General features: G+C 40.5%; 19 protein-coding genes, 1 tRNA gene and 1 riboswitch. Of the genes, 15 read left to right on the top strand and 5 right to left on the bottom strand.

Annotated elements, in window-relative coordinates; translation table 11 throughout:
* Positions 1-93 precede the first annotated feature (93 nt).
* Positions 94-1,317: a peptidase T gene (gene pepT / locus CJ239_RS05560; RefSeq protein WP_102210816.1), complete on the bottom strand. Its 1,224-nt coding sequence runs from the start codon at positions 1,315-1,317 to the stop codon at positions 94-96.
* 153 nt (positions 1,318-1,470) lie between these two features.
* Here pepT and hemH point away from each other — a divergent pair, with 153 nt between their 5' ends.
* Positions 1,471-2,565: a ferrochelatase gene (hemH, locus tag CJ239_RS05555; protein WP_102210815.1), complete on the top strand. Its 1,095-nt coding sequence runs from the start codon at positions 1,471-1,473 to the stop codon at positions 2,563-2,565.
* A 40-nt stretch (positions 2,566-2,605) separates the two neighbouring features.
* On the opposite strand, the gene mscL is transcribed toward hemH, so the two are convergent.
* On the bottom strand, positions 2,606-2,986 hold the full coding sequence (mscL, locus tag CJ239_RS05550; protein ID WP_033683653.1) for a large conductance mechanosensitive channel protein MscL: 381 nt from the start codon (positions 2,984-2,986) through the stop codon (positions 2,606-2,608).
* 81 nt (positions 2,987-3,067) lie between these two features.
* Complete coding sequence (locus CJ239_RS05545; protein WP_101784805.1) at positions 3,068-3,499, bottom strand: GtrA family protein; 432 nt, start codon at positions 3,497-3,499, stop codon at positions 3,068-3,070.
* A 28-nt stretch (positions 3,500-3,527) separates the two neighbouring features.
* Positions 3,528-3,624: riboswitch (PreQ1 riboswitch) on the top strand.
* Between CJ239_RS05545 and CJ239_RS05540 the strand changes: the two genes are divergently transcribed.
* The 5 genes from CJ239_RS05540 to dapA all read left to right on the top strand — a co-directional run bounded on the left by CJ239_RS05540 (position 3,622) and on the right by dapA (position 6,956).
* Complete coding sequence (locus tag CJ239_RS05540) at positions 3,622-4,131, top strand: QueT transporter family protein (RefSeq protein WP_000737072.1); 510 nt, start codon at positions 3,622-3,624, stop codon at positions 4,129-4,131. Its footprint overlaps the riboswitch before it by 3 nt.
* A 99-nt stretch (positions 4,132-4,230) precedes the next feature.
* Positions 4,231-4,303, top strand: a tRNA-Thr gene (locus CJ239_RS05535).
* Positions 4,304-4,408: 105 nt separating this feature from the next.
* Positions 4,409-4,663, top strand: coding sequence for a hypothetical protein (locus CJ239_RS05530; RefSeq protein ID WP_102210814.1), 255 nt, complete (start codon positions 4,409-4,411; stop codon positions 4,661-4,663).
* 225 nt (positions 4,664-4,888) lie between these two features.
* Positions 4,889-5,965 (top strand): aspartate-semialdehyde dehydrogenase, encoded by a 1,077-nt coding sequence (locus CJ239_RS05525; protein ID WP_102210813.1) that lies wholly within the window; start codon positions 4,889-4,891, stop codon positions 5,963-5,965.
* 55 nt (positions 5,966-6,020) lie between these two features.
* Complete coding sequence (dapA, locus tag CJ239_RS05520) at positions 6,021-6,956, top strand: 4-hydroxy-tetrahydrodipicolinate synthase (protein ID WP_000121608.1); 936 nt, start codon at positions 6,021-6,023, stop codon at positions 6,954-6,956.
* A 45-nt stretch (positions 6,957-7,001) separates the two neighbouring features.
* Here dapA and mnmE read toward each other — a convergent pair whose 3' ends face one another.
* Positions 7,002-8,375 carry a tRNA uridine-5-carboxymethylaminomethyl(34) synthesis GTPase MnmE gene (mnmE, locus tag CJ239_RS05515; protein ID WP_102210812.1) on the bottom strand — a complete coding sequence of 458 codons (1,374 nt, stop codon included), beginning with the start codon at positions 8,373-8,375 and terminating at the stop codon, positions 7,002-7,004.
* 137 nt (positions 8,376-8,512) lie between these two features.
* The gene (locus CJ239_RS05510) at positions 8,513-8,695 is read right to left on the bottom strand and encodes a 4-oxalocrotonate tautomerase (protein WP_049487149.1); all 183 of its coding nucleotides are present in this window, start codon (positions 8,693-8,695) and stop codon (positions 8,513-8,515) included.
* A gap of 123 nt (positions 8,696-8,818) precedes the next feature.
* On the opposite strand from CJ239_RS05510, the gene CJ239_RS05505 reads away from it, so the two are divergent.
* From CJ239_RS05505 to CJ239_RS05465, 9 genes are all read left to right on the top strand, one after another.
* On the top strand, positions 8,819-9,409 hold the full coding sequence (locus CJ239_RS05505; RefSeq protein WP_102210811.1) for a thymidine kinase: 591 nt from the start codon (positions 8,819-8,821) through the stop codon (positions 9,407-9,409).
* Positions 9,406-10,485 (top strand): peptide chain release factor 1, encoded by a 1,080-nt coding sequence (prfA, locus tag CJ239_RS05500; protein WP_102210810.1) that lies wholly within the window; start codon positions 9,406-9,408, stop codon positions 10,483-10,485. Before CJ239_RS05505 ends, prfA begins: the two co-directional genes overlap by 4 nt.
* The gene (gene prmC, locus CJ239_RS05495; protein ID WP_102210809.1) at positions 10,485-11,321 is read left to right on the top strand and encodes a peptide chain release factor N(5)-glutamine methyltransferase; all 837 of its coding nucleotides are present in this window, start codon (positions 10,485-10,487) and stop codon (positions 11,319-11,321) included. The genes prfA and prmC overlap by 1 nt, the downstream gene beginning before the upstream one ends.
* Complete coding sequence (locus CJ239_RS05490; protein ID WP_169435152.1) at positions 11,305-11,907, top strand: L-threonylcarbamoyladenylate synthase; 603 nt, start codon at positions 11,305-11,307, stop codon at positions 11,905-11,907. The genes prmC and CJ239_RS05490 overlap by 17 nt, the downstream gene beginning before the upstream one ends.
* A 1-nt stretch (position 11,908) precedes the next feature.
* Entirely contained in the window at positions 11,909-12,340 is a 432-nt protein-coding gene (locus CJ239_RS05485) for a GNAT family N-acetyltransferase (protein ID WP_102210807.1), read from the top strand.
* 59 nt (positions 12,341-12,399) lie between these two features.
* Entirely contained in the window at positions 12,400-13,656 is a 1,257-nt protein-coding gene (gene glyA / locus CJ239_RS05480; RefSeq protein ID WP_102210806.1) for a serine hydroxymethyltransferase, read from the top strand.
* 7 nt (positions 13,657-13,663) lie between these two features.
* Positions 13,664-14,638, top strand: coding sequence for a nucleoid-associated protein (locus CJ239_RS05475; protein WP_180958219.1), 975 nt, complete (start codon positions 13,664-13,666; stop codon positions 14,636-14,638).
* Positions 14,638-15,252 carry a cell wall hydrolase Pmp23 gene (gene pmp23, locus CJ239_RS05470; RefSeq protein WP_023940692.1) on the top strand — a complete coding sequence of 205 codons (615 nt, stop codon included), beginning with the start codon at positions 14,638-14,640 and terminating at the stop codon, positions 15,250-15,252. Before CJ239_RS05475 ends, pmp23 begins: the two co-directional genes overlap by 1 nt.
* 73 nt (positions 15,253-15,325) lie before the next feature.
* Positions 15,326-16,300 carry a DUF1002 domain-containing protein gene (locus tag CJ239_RS05465; protein WP_042900948.1) on the top strand — a complete coding sequence of 325 codons (975 nt, stop codon included), beginning with the start codon at positions 15,326-15,328 and terminating at the stop codon, positions 16,298-16,300.
* Positions 16,301-16,338: the final 38 nt, after the last annotated feature.

Raw genomic sequence — 16,338 nt, 5'->3', positions numbered from 1 at the left:
GGTGGTTTTTTTGTCTCGCACCTAACGGAGCGAGACGGACTAATAGTCACATAATAAAAAGAAAGGCGAAGTAGCTGAGCTACCTCGTCTTTTCTAGTCTCTATAGGCTACGATGCCAATAATCGTATCAACTGCACGTTCCATAGTCTGAAGGCTGACATACTCAAAACGTCCATGCATATTTTCTCCACCCGCAAAGATATTAGGGGTTGGGATTCCCATAAAGGAAATTTTAGAGCCGTCTGTCCCACCACGGATTGGTTCAATAATAGGCGTGATTCCTAGGTCTTCCATAACAGCTTTGGCAACGGTAATTGGCGTCATATCTTTCTCAATGACTTCTTTCATATTGTAGTACTGGTCTGTCAAGTTTAGGGTGACACGGTCACTACCAAGTTCTTGATTCATTTTATCAACAATAGACTGCATAGCTGCTTTACGCGCTTCAAAAGCATCTTTTTCAAAATCGCGAATAATGTAGCTTGCACGGGCCTCCTCAACACTACCTGTCACATCCATTAGATGGTAGAAGCCTTGGTAACCTTCTGTTAACTCAGGACGGTCATTCTCTGGAAGTTGATTATGAAAATCAATTGCTAGCTGTAGGGCGTTGACCATTTGCCCTTTGGCAGTACCAGGGTGGACATTGCGTCCTTGGAAATGCAATTCAGCTCCAGCTGCTGAAAAAGTCTCGTATTGAAGTTCCCCTAGGGGGCCACCATCTACAGTATAGGCAAAATCCACATTAAAATCTTCTGCATCAAATTTATTAGCACCAACACCGATTTCCTCATCTGGACCAAAACCAACACGAATCTCACAGTGTTTGATTTCAGGATGGGCAGTCAGATATTCAATAGCAGTCATAATTTCAGCAATCCCTGACTTGTCATCAGCACCTAGTAAGGTTGTTCCATCGGTTGTGATAAGCGTTTGTCCTGGATATTTTTCAAGACTCTTGAAGTCATCTGGATCCAGTTTGAAACCAGAATTTCCAAGTTCAATCACACCACCATCGTAGTTTTCAATCACCTGTGGATTAATTCCTTCGGCATTAAAATCAGCAGTATCCATGTGAGAGATGAAGCCAATCTTACGTGTTAAAGACGTATCATTAGCTGGCAAGGTCCCAATCGCAAAACCATTTGGTAGATAATAAACATTTTGTAATCCAACACGTTTCATTTCAGGGATAAGAACATTGGTTGCGAAGTCAACCTGACTCTGCGTACTTGGAGTAGTAGTAGAGTGTTCATCAGAGCGCGTGTTGACCTTAACATAGGTTAGGAAGCGGTCCAAGAGATTTGGATAAGTCATAAAAAACTCCTTTTGAATTCATTTTTTCCATTGTATCATAGAAAGAAGAGAAAAACAAAAGACAGAAGTTAGGGCAATCTGCTATGTTAGCGTTTACTTATCGATGAATTAATGATAAAATAAAATTGATAAAAACATCACAAGGAAGTAGTTATGAAAAAAGCAATTTTAATGATGACCTTCGGTTCGCCAGAAGAGATTACCTTTGAAGGTGTGGCTGATTTTTTCACAAATATTCGTCGTGGAGTGAGACCTCAAGATCACGAGATTCAAACCCTCTATGACAATTATGTGCTAATTGGAGGGACCCCTCTGCAAAAAATTACTCGTGAAGAGGTTGCCTTGGTAGAAGCTAGATTGGGAAATGAATACAGTGTCTACTTTGCTAATAAGTTTTCCAGTCCCTTTATTCCAGATGTGATTGGTCAGATGGAAGCAGACGGAATTGAGCAGTGTATTTGCTTGATTTTGGAGCCTCATTATTCTTTCTATTCTGTCATGGGCTATGAGAAATTTTTAGAAAGCAAACAAATTCAATTTTTGGTTATTAAGGATTGGTATCAAGAAGAAGCTCTCTTAAACTATTGGGCAGATGAAATTGCTAAGATTTTAAAAGATGAAGTGAAGCAAGATAGCTTTAAAGTCATCTTTTCAGCCCACAGTGTGCCTATTTTTGCCTTGGATTTTGGTGACCCCTATATCGACCAAATTTTCGAAAATAGCAAGTTAGTCGCTGAAAAACTAGGCTTGAGTTCAGAGCAATATACTAACACTTGGCAGAGTGAAAGTGATATCGGGATTCCATGGATTAAGCCAGATGTTTTGGAGTATCTCAGAGAACAGACAGAACATCCAGACCATTATATTTTTGTTCCTATCAGCTTCATCAGTGAGCATATTGAAGTCTTGTTTGACAATGATGTGGAATGTTATGACTTATGTCAGGAATTTGGGGTAAACTACCATCGTCCACCAATGCCAAATACGGATTCTCGCTTGATTGATGCCTTGGTCAATACCGTCAGAGCCAATGAAAATCAAGAGTTTAAGGAATTTCTTCCAGAAGAAGAAACCTTTGATGAGTTAGTTCCTTCAGATGAGACGAAAAACATTTTGGCCGAATCTCAAGATTTACAAATGCCAGAATTTGTGAAAAAACTGATTGAGAAAAAAGGTCGTGAAAATGTTAAGATGCCTTATCTTATCAAGAAAATGCTTGAGAAAGCAGGTAAGTTACCGAAAGAGTAAAGAAAAAGGATTTAGCTTTGTGCTAGATCCTTTTAATCGATTATTTTTTCTCAAGAAGAGCTTTGATTTCTTGAAGTACTTCCAACTCAGTTGGAGCAGCTGGAGCTTCCTCTGTAACTTCTTCTTTCTTAGTAAGGCTTTGAGCTTTTTCCATAGCTTTAATAACAAAGAAGAGGACAGTACCTACAACAAGGAAGTTGATAATAGCACTCAAGAATTTACCATATGTAACACCATTCCATGCAAGCTCAGCGATGTTTTGTACTTTCGCAGCTTCCAAGGCTGGGTTCAATAGGAGTGGAGTGATGATATCATTAACAAATGAAGTAACGATAGCACCAAAAGCAGAGGCAATGATTACACCGACAGCAAGGTCAACAACATTACCACGAAGCAAAAATGCTTTAAGATCTTTTAACATTTTCTTAATCCCCTTTCAAAAATTTTTGCTCTTAATTATATATTAATTAAGAAAAGCTTGCAAGATATATGCTCAAAAAATTTATTTTTTAAAAATATATAGTTTGCTTAAAATATAATTAAGAATAATTATTGATATTTGTGCAAGAACTGTTTCGATTGCATTTATCTTATCAAGATTTTCATTTACAAATTGCCCTATAATATGAGGGAATTGAGTCACAAACAGAAAAGTAAAGAGCAAATCTAACAGAAAAGTAGAAAGGCGAGCAAGAGAAAATTTCACTAGACGCTTAGGCCAATTCTTCCTTTCTTGCTTAAACACGATAATATCATTTGTGATAAAGGCAAAGAGGATACCGATACTATTTGCTAGCCCAGTAGCAAGGAGTTCTTTATGGGTTAATTGATAAATGACTAGTCGTGAGAGAATCGAAACTAGAGTTGTTGCAAGGCCAAAAAAGAGATAGGCTAAGATTTCATTGTTAAGAAATTTTTGAATACAAATTTTCATGTTTTTAGTATAGCATAAAGCAGGCTATTGTGCTATACTAGTAAGGTTGATTGAATCAACCCTTGGTGCTTAGCTTCTTTCACCAAGCATATTACACGCGGGAAACCGCCAAAGGAGAAAAGATGAAAAAATTAACTATTCGTGATGTTGCAGATATTGCAATCGTTGCTGCTATCTATGTCGTTTTAACTGTCACACCACCCCTAAATGCCATAAGCTATGGTGCTTATCAGTTTCGTATTTCAGAAATGATGAACTTTATGGCTTTTTACAATCCTAAGTACATCATCGGAGTTACCATCGGTTGTATGATTGCTAATTTCTTTAGCTTCGGACTGCTAGATGTCTTTGTTGGTGGTGGATCAACCTTGGTATTTCTCAGTCTAGGTGTTTGGCTTTTTGCAAAATACAGCAAGGATTACCTCTTTAACGGATTAATTCGAAAAGATCATTTCTTTTTCTCAATCCTCTTTTCAATTTCCATGTTTACCATTGCTGCAGAGCTGAATATCGTAGCACAATTACCATTTTTCCTTACTTGGTTCACAACAGGAATTGGTGAATTTGCCTCATTAATTATTGGAGCGATTATTATTGGTAAAATTGGTCGTCGAATTGATTTAAGTAAATAGAATTAGACAAGCTGGGTGACTCTTACCTGGCTTTTTCTTATGGAAAATTTCTAAAGAAACTTGACAAGATTTTCTATCTGTAGTATACTTTTTAGGTAAGCTGATTTAGCTCAGTTGGCAGAGCGCATCCATGGTAAGGATGAGGTCGCCGGTTCAATCCCGGCAATTAGCATTAAATAAACAAAAAAGCCCTTGATTTACAAGGGTTTTTGTTATATCTGCCCCAAATTTTTCAAAGATATTTCTTATGCACCTGTGTAAATAAAACTAATACTCAATGAAAATCAAAGAGCAAACTAGGAAGCTAGCCGCAGGTTGCTCAAAGCACTGCTTTGGGGTTGCAGATAGAACTGACGAAGTCAGCTCAAAACATGTTTTTGAGGTTGTAGATGAAACTGACGAAGTCAGTAACCATACATACGGTAAGGCGACGCTGACGAAGTTTGAAGAGATTTTCGAAGAGTATAAAGAGTTTTGTCTGTTGACAAAAGTCATTCTCTTTAGTAGAATAGTAGATGCGATGAGTCGATAGGTAGTCTTTGGGCTACTATTGAGCATAAGGAGGTCATAACGCAGGAGCGGACCTTGATGAGTTGTGTGAACCTGCTCATCACATGAAGATGCCTCTTAGTCCCTGGTTTACCGACCGGGGATTTTTATTTTCCAAAAAATGATGAAAAAGCTTTGCAATTCATGGAAAAAGTAGTATAATACTTCTATTATAGAAATTTTTAGAAAATTCCGAAAGAGGTTATTTATGGGATATACAGTTGCTGTAGTTGGCGCGACAGGTGCTGTCGGAGCTCAGATGATAAAAATGTTGGAAGAATCAACACTTCCAATCGAAAAAATCCGCTTACTTGCTTCTGCACGTTCAGCGGGCAAGACTTTGAAATTTAAAGACCAAGATATTACGATTGAAGAAACGACTGAAACAGCTTTTGAAGGAGTTGACATTGCTCTCTTTTCAGCAGGTGGTTCTACATCAGCTAAGTATGCACCATACGCAGTTAAAGCTGGAGCGGTAGTGGTTGATAACACATCTTATTTCCGTCAAAATCCAGACGTACCATTGGTTGTTCCAGAAGTAAATGCTCACGCACTTGATGCCCACAATGGGATTATTGCTTGCCCTAACTGTTCAACAATCCAAATGATGGTGGCTCTTGAGCCAGTTCGTCAAAAATGGGGCTTGGACCGTATCATTGTTTCAACTTACCAAGCAGTTTCAGGTGCTGGTATGGGAGCAATTCTTGAAACACAACGTGAACTTCGTGAAGTCTTGAATGATGGTGTAACCCCACGTGATTTGCATGCCGAAATCTTGCCTTCAGGTGGTGACAAGAAACATTATCCTATCGCCTTTAACGCTCTTCCACAAATCGATGTCTTCACTGATAATGATTACACTTACGAAGAGATGAAGATGACCAAGGAAACTAAGAAAATTATGGAAGATGATAGCATTGCAGTATCTGCAACATGTGTTCGTATTCCAGTCTTATCAGCCCACTCTGAGTCAGTTTATATCGAAACAAAAGAAGTGGCTCCAATTGAAGAAGTCAAAGCAGCTATCGCAGCCTTCCCAGGTGCTGTTCTTGAAGATGACGTAGCTCATCAAATTTATCCTCAAGCCATCAATGCAGTGGGTTCGCGTGATACCTTTGTTGGTCGTATCCGTAAAGACTTGGATGCTGAAAAAGGAATCCACATGTGGGTTGTTTCAGATAACCTTCTCAAAGGTGCTGCTTGGAACTCAGTTCAGATTGCAGAAACTCTTCATGAACGTGGCTTGGTTCGTCCAACAGCTGAATTGAAATTTGAATTAAAATAGTCATATCGTTTAGGAGTTCAGATGAACTCCTTCTTTGAAATAGAGAGGTGTTTTCATGTCTTATCAAGATTTAAAAGAGTGTAAAATCATCACAGCCTTTATTACTCCCTTCCACGAGGATGGTTCCATCAACTTTGATGCTATTCCAGCCTTGATTGAGCATTTATTGGCTCATCATACGGATGGGATTCTTCTCGCAGGAACCACTGCTGAGAGTCCAACCTTGACCCACGATGAGGAGTTGGAACTCTTTGCGGCTGTACAAAAGATTGTCAATGGACGCGTTCCTTTGATTGCGGGTGTAGGTACTAATGATACGCGTGACTCTATTGAGTTTGTCAAAGAAGTAGCGGAATTTGGCGGTTTTGCTGCTGGACTTGCTATTGTACCTTACTACAACAAACCTTCTCAAGAAGGAATGTATCAGCATTTTAAAGCCATTGCAGATGCTTCTGACTTACCAATTATTATCTATAATATTCCAGGTCGTGTAGTTGTTGAATTAACTCCAGAAACCATGCTTCGTTTGGCTGACCATCCAAATATTATTGGTGTCAAAGAATGTACTAGTTTAGCAAATATGGCTTACTTGATTGAGCACAAGCCAGAAGAGTTCTTGGTCTATACTGGTGAGGATGGCGATGCTTTCCATGCCATGAACCTTGGTGCGGACGGGGTTATTTCTGTTGCCTCTCATACAAATGGGGATGAAATGCACGAGATGTTTACTGCCATTGCAGAAAGCGATATGAAGAAGGCCGCAGCTATTCAGCGTAAATTCATTCCTAAGGTCAATGCCCTCTTCTCTTATCCAAGTCCTGCTCCTGTTAAGGCGGTTCTGAACTATATGGGATTTGAAGCTGGACCAACTCGTCTACCTCTAGTTCCAGCACCAGAAGAAGATGCCAAACGTATTATCAAGGTCGTTGTAGATGGCGACTACGAAGCGACCAAGGCAACTGTAACAGGTGTCTTAAGACCAGATTACTAATAAGACAATAAAATCCATGACCGAATGAAGGATCATGGATTTTTCTTATTTTCCTAAACAGAATTGGCTAAAGAGTTGGGTAATGAGTTCATCAGGAGCAGCATCACCTGTGATTTCACCGAGAATTTCCCAAGTACGGGTCAAGTCAACTTGAAGCAGATCAACTGGCATACCTAGTTCCAGTCCTTCATTAACAGCCTGCAAACTTTCAATAGCCTTCTCAATCAAGGAAATGTGACGGGCGTTTGACAAGTAAGTAGCGTCTTGCTCAACCAAACCAGCATTTTCAAAGAAGAGGCTGTTGATTCTCTCTTCAATCTTATCGATATTTTGGTTTTTAAGGACTGAAATGCGGATGACATCTTCAGGGAGTTCTGAAGTTTCAATTGCTTCAGGAAGATCAGTTTTGTTAAGAAGAATAATACGGTTAGTTTCTTGGCTAATTTCTAAGAGTTGGCGATCTTGGGCTGTCAGTGGTTCACTGGCATTTAGCACCAGTAGAACCAAGTCGGCTTCCTTGAGGGCTTTTTTCGAACGCTCGACACCGATTTGTTCAACGATGTCATCTGTTTCACGGATTCCAGCTGTATCAATCAACTTGAGAGGGACACCGTTGATGTTGACGTATTCTTCGATGACATCTCGTGTGGTACCAGCAATGTCTGTAACGATAGCCTTGTCTTCACGTAGGAGGTTGTTGAGAAGGCTTGATTTCCCAACGTTGGGACGGCCGATGATAGCCGTTGAAATTCCTTCGCGAAGGATTTTACCGCGACGGGCTGTCCTAAGGAGATTCGTTAGCAATTGCTCAAACTCCATAGTTTTCTCACGGACAACAGCAGTAGTCGCTTCTTCAACATCGTCATACTCAGGATAGTCGATATTAACCTCAACTTGGGCAAGTGTGTTAAGGATTTCTTGACGGGTATTGTTAATCAGGTCAGAAAGGGAGCCGTCTAATTGTTTAACTGCAATGTTCATGGCCTTGTCTGTCTTGGCGCGGATGATGTCCATAACGGCTTCAGCCTGAGTCAAGTCAACACGTCCATTTAGGAAGGCACGTTTGGTAAATTCACCAGGTTCTGCCAACCGAGCTCCTTCACGAATAGATAGTTGGAGAATTTCATTGGTCACCGCAATTCCACCGTGGGTGTTAATCTCGATAATATCTTCACGAGTGAAGGTCTTTGGAGATTTCATAGCCCCAACCATAACCTCGTCCATGACTTTTCCAGTTTGAGGGTCAACGATGTGGCCATAGTTAAGCGTGTGGCTGGCAACCTTGTTCAAGTCTTTTCCTTTGAAAATCTTTTGCGCAATTGCAAAACTGTCTGTTCCGCTCAGGCGGACAATACCAATAGCCCCTTCACCTAGTGGAGTAGAGATAGCAGCGATGGTATCAAATTCACGTGTAATCATAATATTTCCTTTAATAAATAGCTCTTTTCTTGGAAATTTTTCCAAGTCTCTTTTCAAATTGTAACAAATTTAGAATATTTCTTCAATGAATGCTACTTGGAGATTGAAAAAGCCTAAGCAATTCTGCTTAAGCTAGATTATTTGTTGCGCATTTCCCCTTGTGGGAAATAAGTTCCTTCTGGCATGTCGTTGATGATGACATGGACAGCAGATTGAGGTGCTCCAGTGTTGCGGACCACAGCTTCCGTTACTTCCTTAGCAAGAGCTTTCTTTTGCTCGAGCGTGCGTCCTTCAAATAAATCGATGCGTACAAATGGCATAATAGCTTCCTCCACTAGTTTTTGATTTCTTCTATTTTACCACATTTTGCCGTTTAAAGCTTAAGAAAATTATGATATACTAGAATGTAGCAAAAATTTAGAAATGGACGTGAAGCAAGAAACATGGCACAGTTGTATTATCGTTATGGGACCATGAACTCAGGTAAGACCATTGAGATTCTCAAGGTGGCCTATAACTACGAGGAGCAAGGAAAAGGTGTTGTCATTATGACCTCGGCTCTGGATACACGTGACGGTGTTGGCTATGTATCGAGTCGAATCGGTATGAGACGCCCTGCCCTTGCGATTGAGGAAACAACAGATATCTTTGGCTATATTCGAGACCTGCCAGAAAAACCTTACTGTGTTTTGGTCGATGAAGCCCAGTTTCTCAAGCGTCACCATGTTTACGACCTAGCTCGCGTTGTCGATGAGTTAGACATACCTGTCATGGCTTTTGGTTTGAAAAATGACTTTCGCAATGAACTGTTCGAAGGTTCCAAGTATCTCTTGCTCTTAGCAGACAAGATTGACGAAATCAAGACCATCTGTCAGTATTGTAAGAAAAAGGCGACTATGGTTTTGCGAACACAGGATGGACTGCCCGTTTATGATGGAGAGCAGATACAGATTGGTGGCAATGAAACCTATATCTCGGTTTGTCGTAAACATTATTTTGCGCCTGAAATCAATAAGGAGAATGAAGAAAAATGAATATCTATGATCAACTACAAGCTGTAGAAGACCGTTACGAAGAGTTAGGAGAATTGCTCAGTGACCCGGATGTGGTATCTGACACCAAACGTTTTATGGAGCTTTCAAAAGAAGAAGCTTCAACTCGTGATACAGTAACAGCCTACCGTGAGTACAAACAAGTTCTTCAAAACATCGTTGATGCCGAAGAGATGATTAAGGAATCAGGCGGAGATGCGGACTTGGAAGAAATGGCCAAGCAAGAGCTCAAAGACGCCAAGGCTGAAAAAGAAGAATACGAAGAAAAACTAAAAATCTTGCTCCTTCCAAAGGATCCAAACGATGACAAGAACATCATCCTTGAAATCCGTGGAGCGGCTGGCGGAGATGAAGCAGCACTTTTTGCTGGGGATTTGCTAACCATGTACCAAAAGTATGCAGAAGCCCAAGGCTGGCGCTTTGAAGTTATGGAAGCCTCTGTGAACGGTGTCGGTGGTTTCAAAGAAGTCGTTGCCATGGTTTCAGGTCAGTCTGTTTACTCTAAGCTTAAGTACGAATCAGGTGCCCACCGTGTGCAACGTGTTCCTGTGACAGAAAGCCAAGGCCGTGTACATACTTCGACAGCGACAGTTCTTGTCATGCCTGAAGTGGAAGAAGTAGAATACGATATCGATCCTAAAGACCTTCGTGTCGATATCTACCACGCATCTGGTGCTGGTGGACAGAACGTCAACAAGGTTGCGACTGCCGTTCGTATCGTTCACTTGCCAACCAATATCAAGGTTGAGATGCAGGAAGAACGTACCCAGCAGAAAAACCGTGAGAAGGCCATGAAAATCATCCGTGCGCGTGTCGCTGACCACTTTGCTCAGATTGCTCAAGATGAACAAGACGCTGAACGTAAGTCGACAATTGGTACTGGTGACCGTTCAGAACGAATCCGTACTTATAACTTCCCACAAAACCGTGTCACAGACCACCGTATCGGCTTGACCCTCCAAAAACTAGATACCATCTTGTCTGGTAAATTGGACGAAGTTGTGGATGCCTTGGTGCTCTATGACCAAACACAAAAATTAGAAGAATTAAACAAATAATGAAATTAGCTCAATTATTTTCAGATTTTGAAGAAGAGTTGATAAGACAAGGAGAGGAAGCAGAAAGCCTCTCTTTTGTCTATCGTAGCCTAAAAAAACTCTCTTTTACGGACTTTGTTTTTGCCCTCCAGCAGGAAGTGACGGAAGAGGAAGAAGTATTTGTAAAAGGAATTTTCCAACAGCTAGCAGCTCATAAACCGGCACAGTACATCATTGGACAGGCAGATTTTTATGGAATGCAGTTAAAGGTGGATGAGCGAGTTTTGATTCCCCGTCCAGAGACAGAGGAGTTAGTGGAGCTTATCTTAGCTGAAAATCCTGAGACGAATCTGTCAGTTCTGGATATTGGAACAGGCAGCGGAGCTATTGCTCTTGCCTTAGCAAAAAACAGACAAGATTGGTCAGTGACAGCAGCAGATATTTCACAAGACGCTTTAGATTTAGCTAGTGAAAATGCTAAAAATCAAAATCTTCAAATATTTTTAAAAAAATCTGACTGTTTTACAGAAATTTCTGAAAAATATGATATAATTGTTTCCAATCCACCCTATATCTCTCGTGAAGATGAGTCAGAAGTCGGCTTGAATGTTTTGCATTCGGAGCCTCATATAGCTCTCTTTGCAGACGAGGAAGGCCTAGCTATTTACCGTAGAATTGCGGAAGATGCAAAAGACTATCTCAAAGATGGTGGTAAGATTTACCTTGAAATTGGATACAAGCAAGGTCAAAGTGTTCCTGAACTTTTTAAGAAACATCTTCCTGAAAAGCGAGTTCGAACACTCAAGGACCAATTTGGTCAAGATAGGATGGTCGTGGTTGATGATGGACAGGATTAGGCAAGAGTTGGAAAAGGGTGGAGCTGTTGTTTTGCCTACAGAGACGGTTTACGGTCTTTTTGCCAAGGCTCTAGATGAAAAAGCAGTGGATCATGTTTACCAGCTCAAACGTCGTCCTAGAGATAAGGCACTCAATCTCAATATCGCCTCTCTAGAGGACATCTTGCACTTTTCTAAGAATCAACCATCTTATCTGCAAAAACTTGTAGAGACCTTTTTACCAGGTCCCTTGACCATTATACTAGAAGCCAATGACCGAGTTCCCTATTGGGTCAATTCTGGTCTTGCAACTGTTGGATTTCGGATGCCAAGTCATCCCATTACCCTTGATTTGATTCGAGAGACAGGTCCCTTGATTGGACCGTCTGCCAATATTTCAGGTCAGGCAAGTGGAGTGACCTTTAATCAAATTCTAGAGGATTTTGACCAAGAGGTTTTGGGTTTGGAAGACGATTCTTTTCTAACTGGACAGGATTCAACTATTTTGGATTTGTCTGGAGACAAGGTGAAAATCTTACGCCAAGGGGCCATTAAGCGAGAAGATATTCTTGCTCAGTTGCCAGAGATTTCTTTTGAGGAGGAATGAAATGCTAAGAGATTTACAAGAAACTGATGTGAAAGCTATATGTGACATTAACCAAGATGCTTTGGGCTATTCGTTTAGTCCAGAGGAAACGGCTAGTCAACTAGCTAGACTGTCTCAGGATTCCCATCATTTCCTACTTGGATATGAGGATGCAGCCAGTCATGTCTTACTTGGATATGTCCACGCTGAAGTTTACGAATCACTTTATTCCAAAGCAGGATTTAATATTTTAGCTTTAGCAGTTTCACCTCAAGCACAAGGGCAAGGTATTGGTAAAAGCTTACTGCAAGGGTTGGATCAAGAAGCAAAAAGACGTGGTTATGGGTTTATCCGCTTAAACTCTGCCGATCATCGTCTGGGTGCTCATGCATTTTATGAAAAAGTTGGTTATACTTGTGATAAAGTGCAGAAACGGTTTATTCGCATCTTTTAGTTTATTTTCTTATTGTAAAACAAACTAAAGGACCAGTCACGCTATAAAGGAGAAGACCTATGATTTTTGATAAAGACGATTTTAAAGCATATGATGCTGATCTCTGGAATGCTATTACCAAAGAAGAAGAACGCCAGCAAAACAACATTGAGTTGATTGCTTCGGAAAACGTAGTTTCCAAGGCTGTTATGGCAGCTCAAGGGTCTATCTTGACGAATAAATACGCCGAAGGCTACCCAGGCCGCCGTTATTATGGTGGAACTGATGTGGTAGACGTGGTAGAAACTCTAGCTATTGAACGTGCAAAAGAAATTTTTGGCGCTAAATTCGCTAATGTCCAACCTCACTCAGGAAGCCAAGCCAACTGTGCAGCTTACATGGCCTTGATTGAACCAGGTGATACCGTTATGGGAATGGATTTGGCAGCAGGTGGACACTTGACTCACGGAGCTCCTGTTAGCTTCTCTGGTCAAACTTACAACTTTGTGTCTTATAGTGTGGATCCTGAAACGGAACTCTTGGACTTTGATGCTATCTTGAAACAAGCCCAAGAAGTAAAACCAAAATTGATCGTAGCAGGTGCTTCAGCCTATTCTCAAATTATCGATTTTTCAAAATTCCGTGAAATTGCTGATGCTGTTGGAGCTAAGCTCATGGTAGATATGGCTCATATCGCTGGTTTGGTTGCTGCTGGTCTTCACCCAAGTCCAGTACCATACGCTCATATCACTACAACAACGACCCACAAAACGCTTCGTGGACCGCGTGGTGGCTTGATTTTGACAAATGATGAAGATCTAGCTAAGAAAATCAACTCAGCTATTTTCCCTGGTATTCAAGGTGGTCCTTTGGAGCATGTTGTTGCAGCTAAGGCTGTTTCCTTCAAAGAAGTTTTGGATCCAGCCTTCAAGGAATATGCTGCCAATGTTATCAAAAACAGCAAGGCTATGGCAGATGTTTTCTTGCAAAACCCTGATTTCCGTATCATTTCTGGCGGAACTGAAAACCACCTCTTCCTAGTTGATGTAACCAAGGTTGTAGAAAACGGAAAAGTTGCTCAAAACTTGCTGGATGAAGTCAATATTACTCTAAATAAAAACTCAATCCCTTACGAAACCTTGTCACCATTTAAGACAAGTGGTATTCGTATCGGATCTGCAGCCATTACTGCACGTGGATTTGGTGAAGAAGAAAGCCGCAAAGTTGCTGAACTCATCATTAAAACCCTTAAGAATGCAGAAAATGAGGCTGTCTTAGAAGAAGTGAGAAGCGAAGTCAAAGCATTGACAGATGCCTTCCCATTATACGAGGACTAAAATTTTTATGGACATTTATATTAAAAAAGCTATTATCCATCAGTTTAGTCCGGATGATACCGAGCTGTTTCTAGCGGATAAGTTTCTCAATATTACTCCAAAAATCGAAGAATACCTGCGCAAAAAAATTGAACGTGTGTATTCAGATGAAGCCAAGACTGGGATTTTCGAAGAAGAAAATCCCTTCTTCAATCACATCACAGACGATTTGTTGGAGACATCAGTAACACTGGCTAATCTCTGGAAAGAAGAGTTCAGTATTTCAGAAAATCTCAAGACTAATGACTTGATTTTTGTGCAATTTTCTAAAGAAGGTATAGAACATTTTGCTTTCTTACGAATTGCTCTGCGGGAGACCTTGACCCATCTCGGAGGAGAGGTTGATAATCCAATCAAGCTGACTCAGAATAACCTGCCTGGATTTGGAACGGGGGCTGATGAGGCCTTGGTGGTCAATCTTCAAAGTCGCAAGTATCATTTGATTGAAAAACGCATCAAGTACAACGGGACTTTTTTGAACTATTTTTCAGATAATCTTCTTGCTGTCGCTCCTAAGATTTCTCCTAAAAAATCTATCAAAGAACTAGAAAAAACGGCACAGCGAATTGCTGAGACTTTTAACACAGATGATTTTCAATTTCAATCTAAGGTCAAATCAGCAATTTTTAACAATCTGGAAGAAAGCAATGAATTGTCACCCGAGAAATTGGCTAATGACCTTTTTGACAACAATCTGACGGCTCGTTTAAGCTTTATTGACCAAGTCAAAGAAGCCGTACCAGAACCAGTCCAGTTTGATGAAATTGATGTCAGTCGCCAATTAAAGAAATTTGAAAACCAAAAACTCTCCTTGTCAAATGGAATTGAGCTCATCGTTCCCAATAACGTCTATCAAGACGCCGAGTCTGTTGAGTTTATCCAAAACGACAATGGAACTTACTCTATCTTAATCAAAAATATCGAGGATATTCAAAGTAAATAATGTTTAAACGAATTCGAAGAGTGCTTGTACTAGCAGTCTTCCTTTTTGCTGGCTATAAAGCTTACCGCGTTCACCAAGATGTCAAGCAAGTCATGACCTATCAACCCATGGTGCGCGAAATCTTGAGTGAAAAAGACACCCCAGCAAACGAAGAGCTCGTGCTCGCTATGATTTATACTGAAACAAAAGGAAAAGAAGGCGACGTCATGCAGTCTAGTGAGTCTGCAAGTGGTTCCACCAATACCATCAATGATAATGCCTCCAGCATTCGGCAAGGCGTTCAAACTCTGACAGACAATCTCTATCTGGCTCAGAAGAAGGGTGTTGATGTCTGGACAGCTGTTCAAGCCTATAATTTTGGACCTGCCTATATCGATTTTATCGCCCAAAATGGCAAGGAAAATACCCTAGCACTGGCTAAACAGTACTCTCGTGATACGGTTGCTCCCTTGCTTGGCAATACCACTGGAAAGACTTATAGTTATATTCACCCCATTTCTATTTTTCATGGTGCTGAACTCTACGTAAATGGAGGAAACTATTACTATTCTAGACAGGTGCAACTCAACCTTTACATAATCAAATGTTTCACTCTCTTTTCAACATCTGGCTAGTCCAGGTGTTTTTGTTATAAGTTTTCTTTAAGATAGATATATTACTCTAGAAAGGTAAAGGAGGAAATTCCCTATGAGAAAGAAACTCTTTCTGACCAGTGCTGCGGTCTTGTGGGCAGTAACAGCTATGAATAGCGCCCATGCAGCAACAGATGTTCAAAAAGTTATCGATGAAACCTATGTCCAACCTGAATATGTCCTAGGTTCTTCATTATCTGAAGACCAAAAAAATCAAACCCTTAAAAAACTAGGCTACAATGCCTCAACAGACACCAAAGAACTCAAGACCATGACACCTGATGTCTATTCTAAGATTATGAATGTTGCCAATGACTCTAGCTTACAATTGTATTCATCAGCCAAGATTCAAAAACTAGGCGACAAGTCGCCACTTGAGGTCAAGATTGAAACACCAGAAAACATCACTAAGGTGACGCAGGATATGTACCGAAATGCAGCCGTAACTTTGGGTGTGGAACACGCCAAAATCACTGTAGCAGCACCTATTCCAGTTACAGGTGAGAGTGCTTTAGCCGGGATTTACTATTCGCTTGAAGCTAATGGGGCCAAGGTGCCACAAGCCAATAAAGAGTTGGCTCAAGAAGAGCTAAAGGCTTTATCAGATATCAATGCTGAAAACAAGGACAAAACAGGCTATGATGCTAATAAATTAAATGTTGCCCTAGCCGATATTAAGTCAGGACTCGCCAAAGCTAAAGAAAGCAAGGGAAATCTGACGGAGGAAGATGTCCGCAAAATCGTTGAAGATACCTTAAAAAATTACAAACTAGATCAGGTTATAACAGGAAACCAGATTAATATCATCATCAATTTTGCTTTGAATCTCTCAAAAAGTGATATCCTCAGCAATGCAGACTTCACTAAAACCTTGAATGACCTTAAACAAAGTATTGTTTCACAAGCTGGCGACAGTTTTAAAAATATCAACCTTAACTTTGATGCCGATAAGGCGCTAGAGGACAGTGGTAACTTCTTAAGTTCCCTCTGGCAAGCCATTGTCAACTTCTTCAAGAGTTTTGGTTCTTAAGAAATTTCATGGTATAATAGATGGTAACCGTAACGTTG

It is taken from the genome of Streptococcus sp. UMB0029, assembly GCF_002871495.1.
In the GTDB taxonomy this organism is placed as follows: Bacteria; Bacillota; Bacilli; order Lactobacillales; family Streptococcaceae; genus Streptococcus.
This window is presented reverse-complemented; position numbering and strand designations above follow the sequence as displayed.

Excerpts from the sequence above, each read along its gene's own strand:
- pepT (WP_102210816.1), bottom strand. The coding sequence starts at position 1,317 with ATGACTTATCCAAATCTCTTGGACCGCTTCCTAACCTATGTTAAGGTC.
- hemH (WP_102210815.1), top strand. The coding sequence starts at position 1,471 with ATGAAAAAAGCAATTTTAATGATGACCTTCGGTTCGCCAGAAGAGATT.
- mscL (WP_033683653.1), bottom strand. The coding sequence starts at position 2,986 with ATGTTAAAAGATCTTAAAGCATTTTTGCTTCGTGGTAATGTTGTTGAC.
- CJ239_RS05545 (WP_101784805.1), bottom strand. The coding sequence starts at position 3,499 with ATGAAAATTTGTATTCAAAAATTTCTTAACAATGAAATCTTAGCCTAT.
- CJ239_RS05540 (WP_000737072.1), top strand. The coding sequence starts at position 3,622 with ATGAAAAAATTAACTATTCGTGATGTTGCAGATATTGCAATCGTTGCT.
- CJ239_RS05530 (WP_102210814.1), top strand. The coding sequence starts at position 4,409 with ATGAAAATCAAAGAGCAAACTAGGAAGCTAGCCGCAGGTTGCTCAAAG.
- CJ239_RS05525 (WP_102210813.1), top strand. The coding sequence starts at position 4,889 with ATGGGATATACAGTTGCTGTAGTTGGCGCGACAGGTGCTGTCGGAGCT.
- dapA (WP_000121608.1), top strand. The coding sequence starts at position 6,021 with ATGTCTTATCAAGATTTAAAAGAGTGTAAAATCATCACAGCCTTTATT.
- mnmE (WP_102210812.1), bottom strand. The coding sequence starts at position 8,375 with ATGATTACACGTGAATTTGATACCATCGCTGCTATCTCTACTCCACTA.
- CJ239_RS05510 (WP_049487149.1), bottom strand. The coding sequence starts at position 8,695 with ATGCCATTTGTACGCATCGATTTATTTGAAGGACGCACGCTCGAGCAA.
- CJ239_RS05505 (WP_102210811.1), top strand. The coding sequence starts at position 8,819 with ATGGCACAGTTGTATTATCGTTATGGGACCATGAACTCAGGTAAGACC.
- prfA (WP_102210810.1), top strand. The coding sequence starts at position 9,406 with ATGAATATCTATGATCAACTACAAGCTGTAGAAGACCGTTACGAAGAG.
- prmC (WP_102210809.1), top strand. The coding sequence starts at position 10,485 with ATGAAATTAGCTCAATTATTTTCAGATTTTGAAGAAGAGTTGATAAGA.
- CJ239_RS05490 (WP_169435152.1), top strand. The coding sequence starts at position 11,305 with ATGATGGACAGGATTAGGCAAGAGTTGGAAAAGGGTGGAGCTGTTGTT.
- CJ239_RS05485 (WP_102210807.1), top strand. The coding sequence starts at position 11,909 with ATGCTAAGAGATTTACAAGAAACTGATGTGAAAGCTATATGTGACATT.
- glyA (WP_102210806.1), top strand. The coding sequence starts at position 12,400 with ATGATTTTTGATAAAGACGATTTTAAAGCATATGATGCTGATCTCTGG.
- CJ239_RS05475 (WP_180958219.1), top strand. The coding sequence starts at position 13,664 with ATGGACATTTATATTAAAAAAGCTATTATCCATCAGTTTAGTCCGGAT.
- pmp23 (WP_023940692.1), top strand. The coding sequence starts at position 14,638 with ATGTTTAAACGAATTCGAAGAGTGCTTGTACTAGCAGTCTTCCTTTTT.
- CJ239_RS05465 (WP_042900948.1), top strand. The coding sequence starts at position 15,326 with ATGAGAAAGAAACTCTTTCTGACCAGTGCTGCGGTCTTGTGGGCAGTA.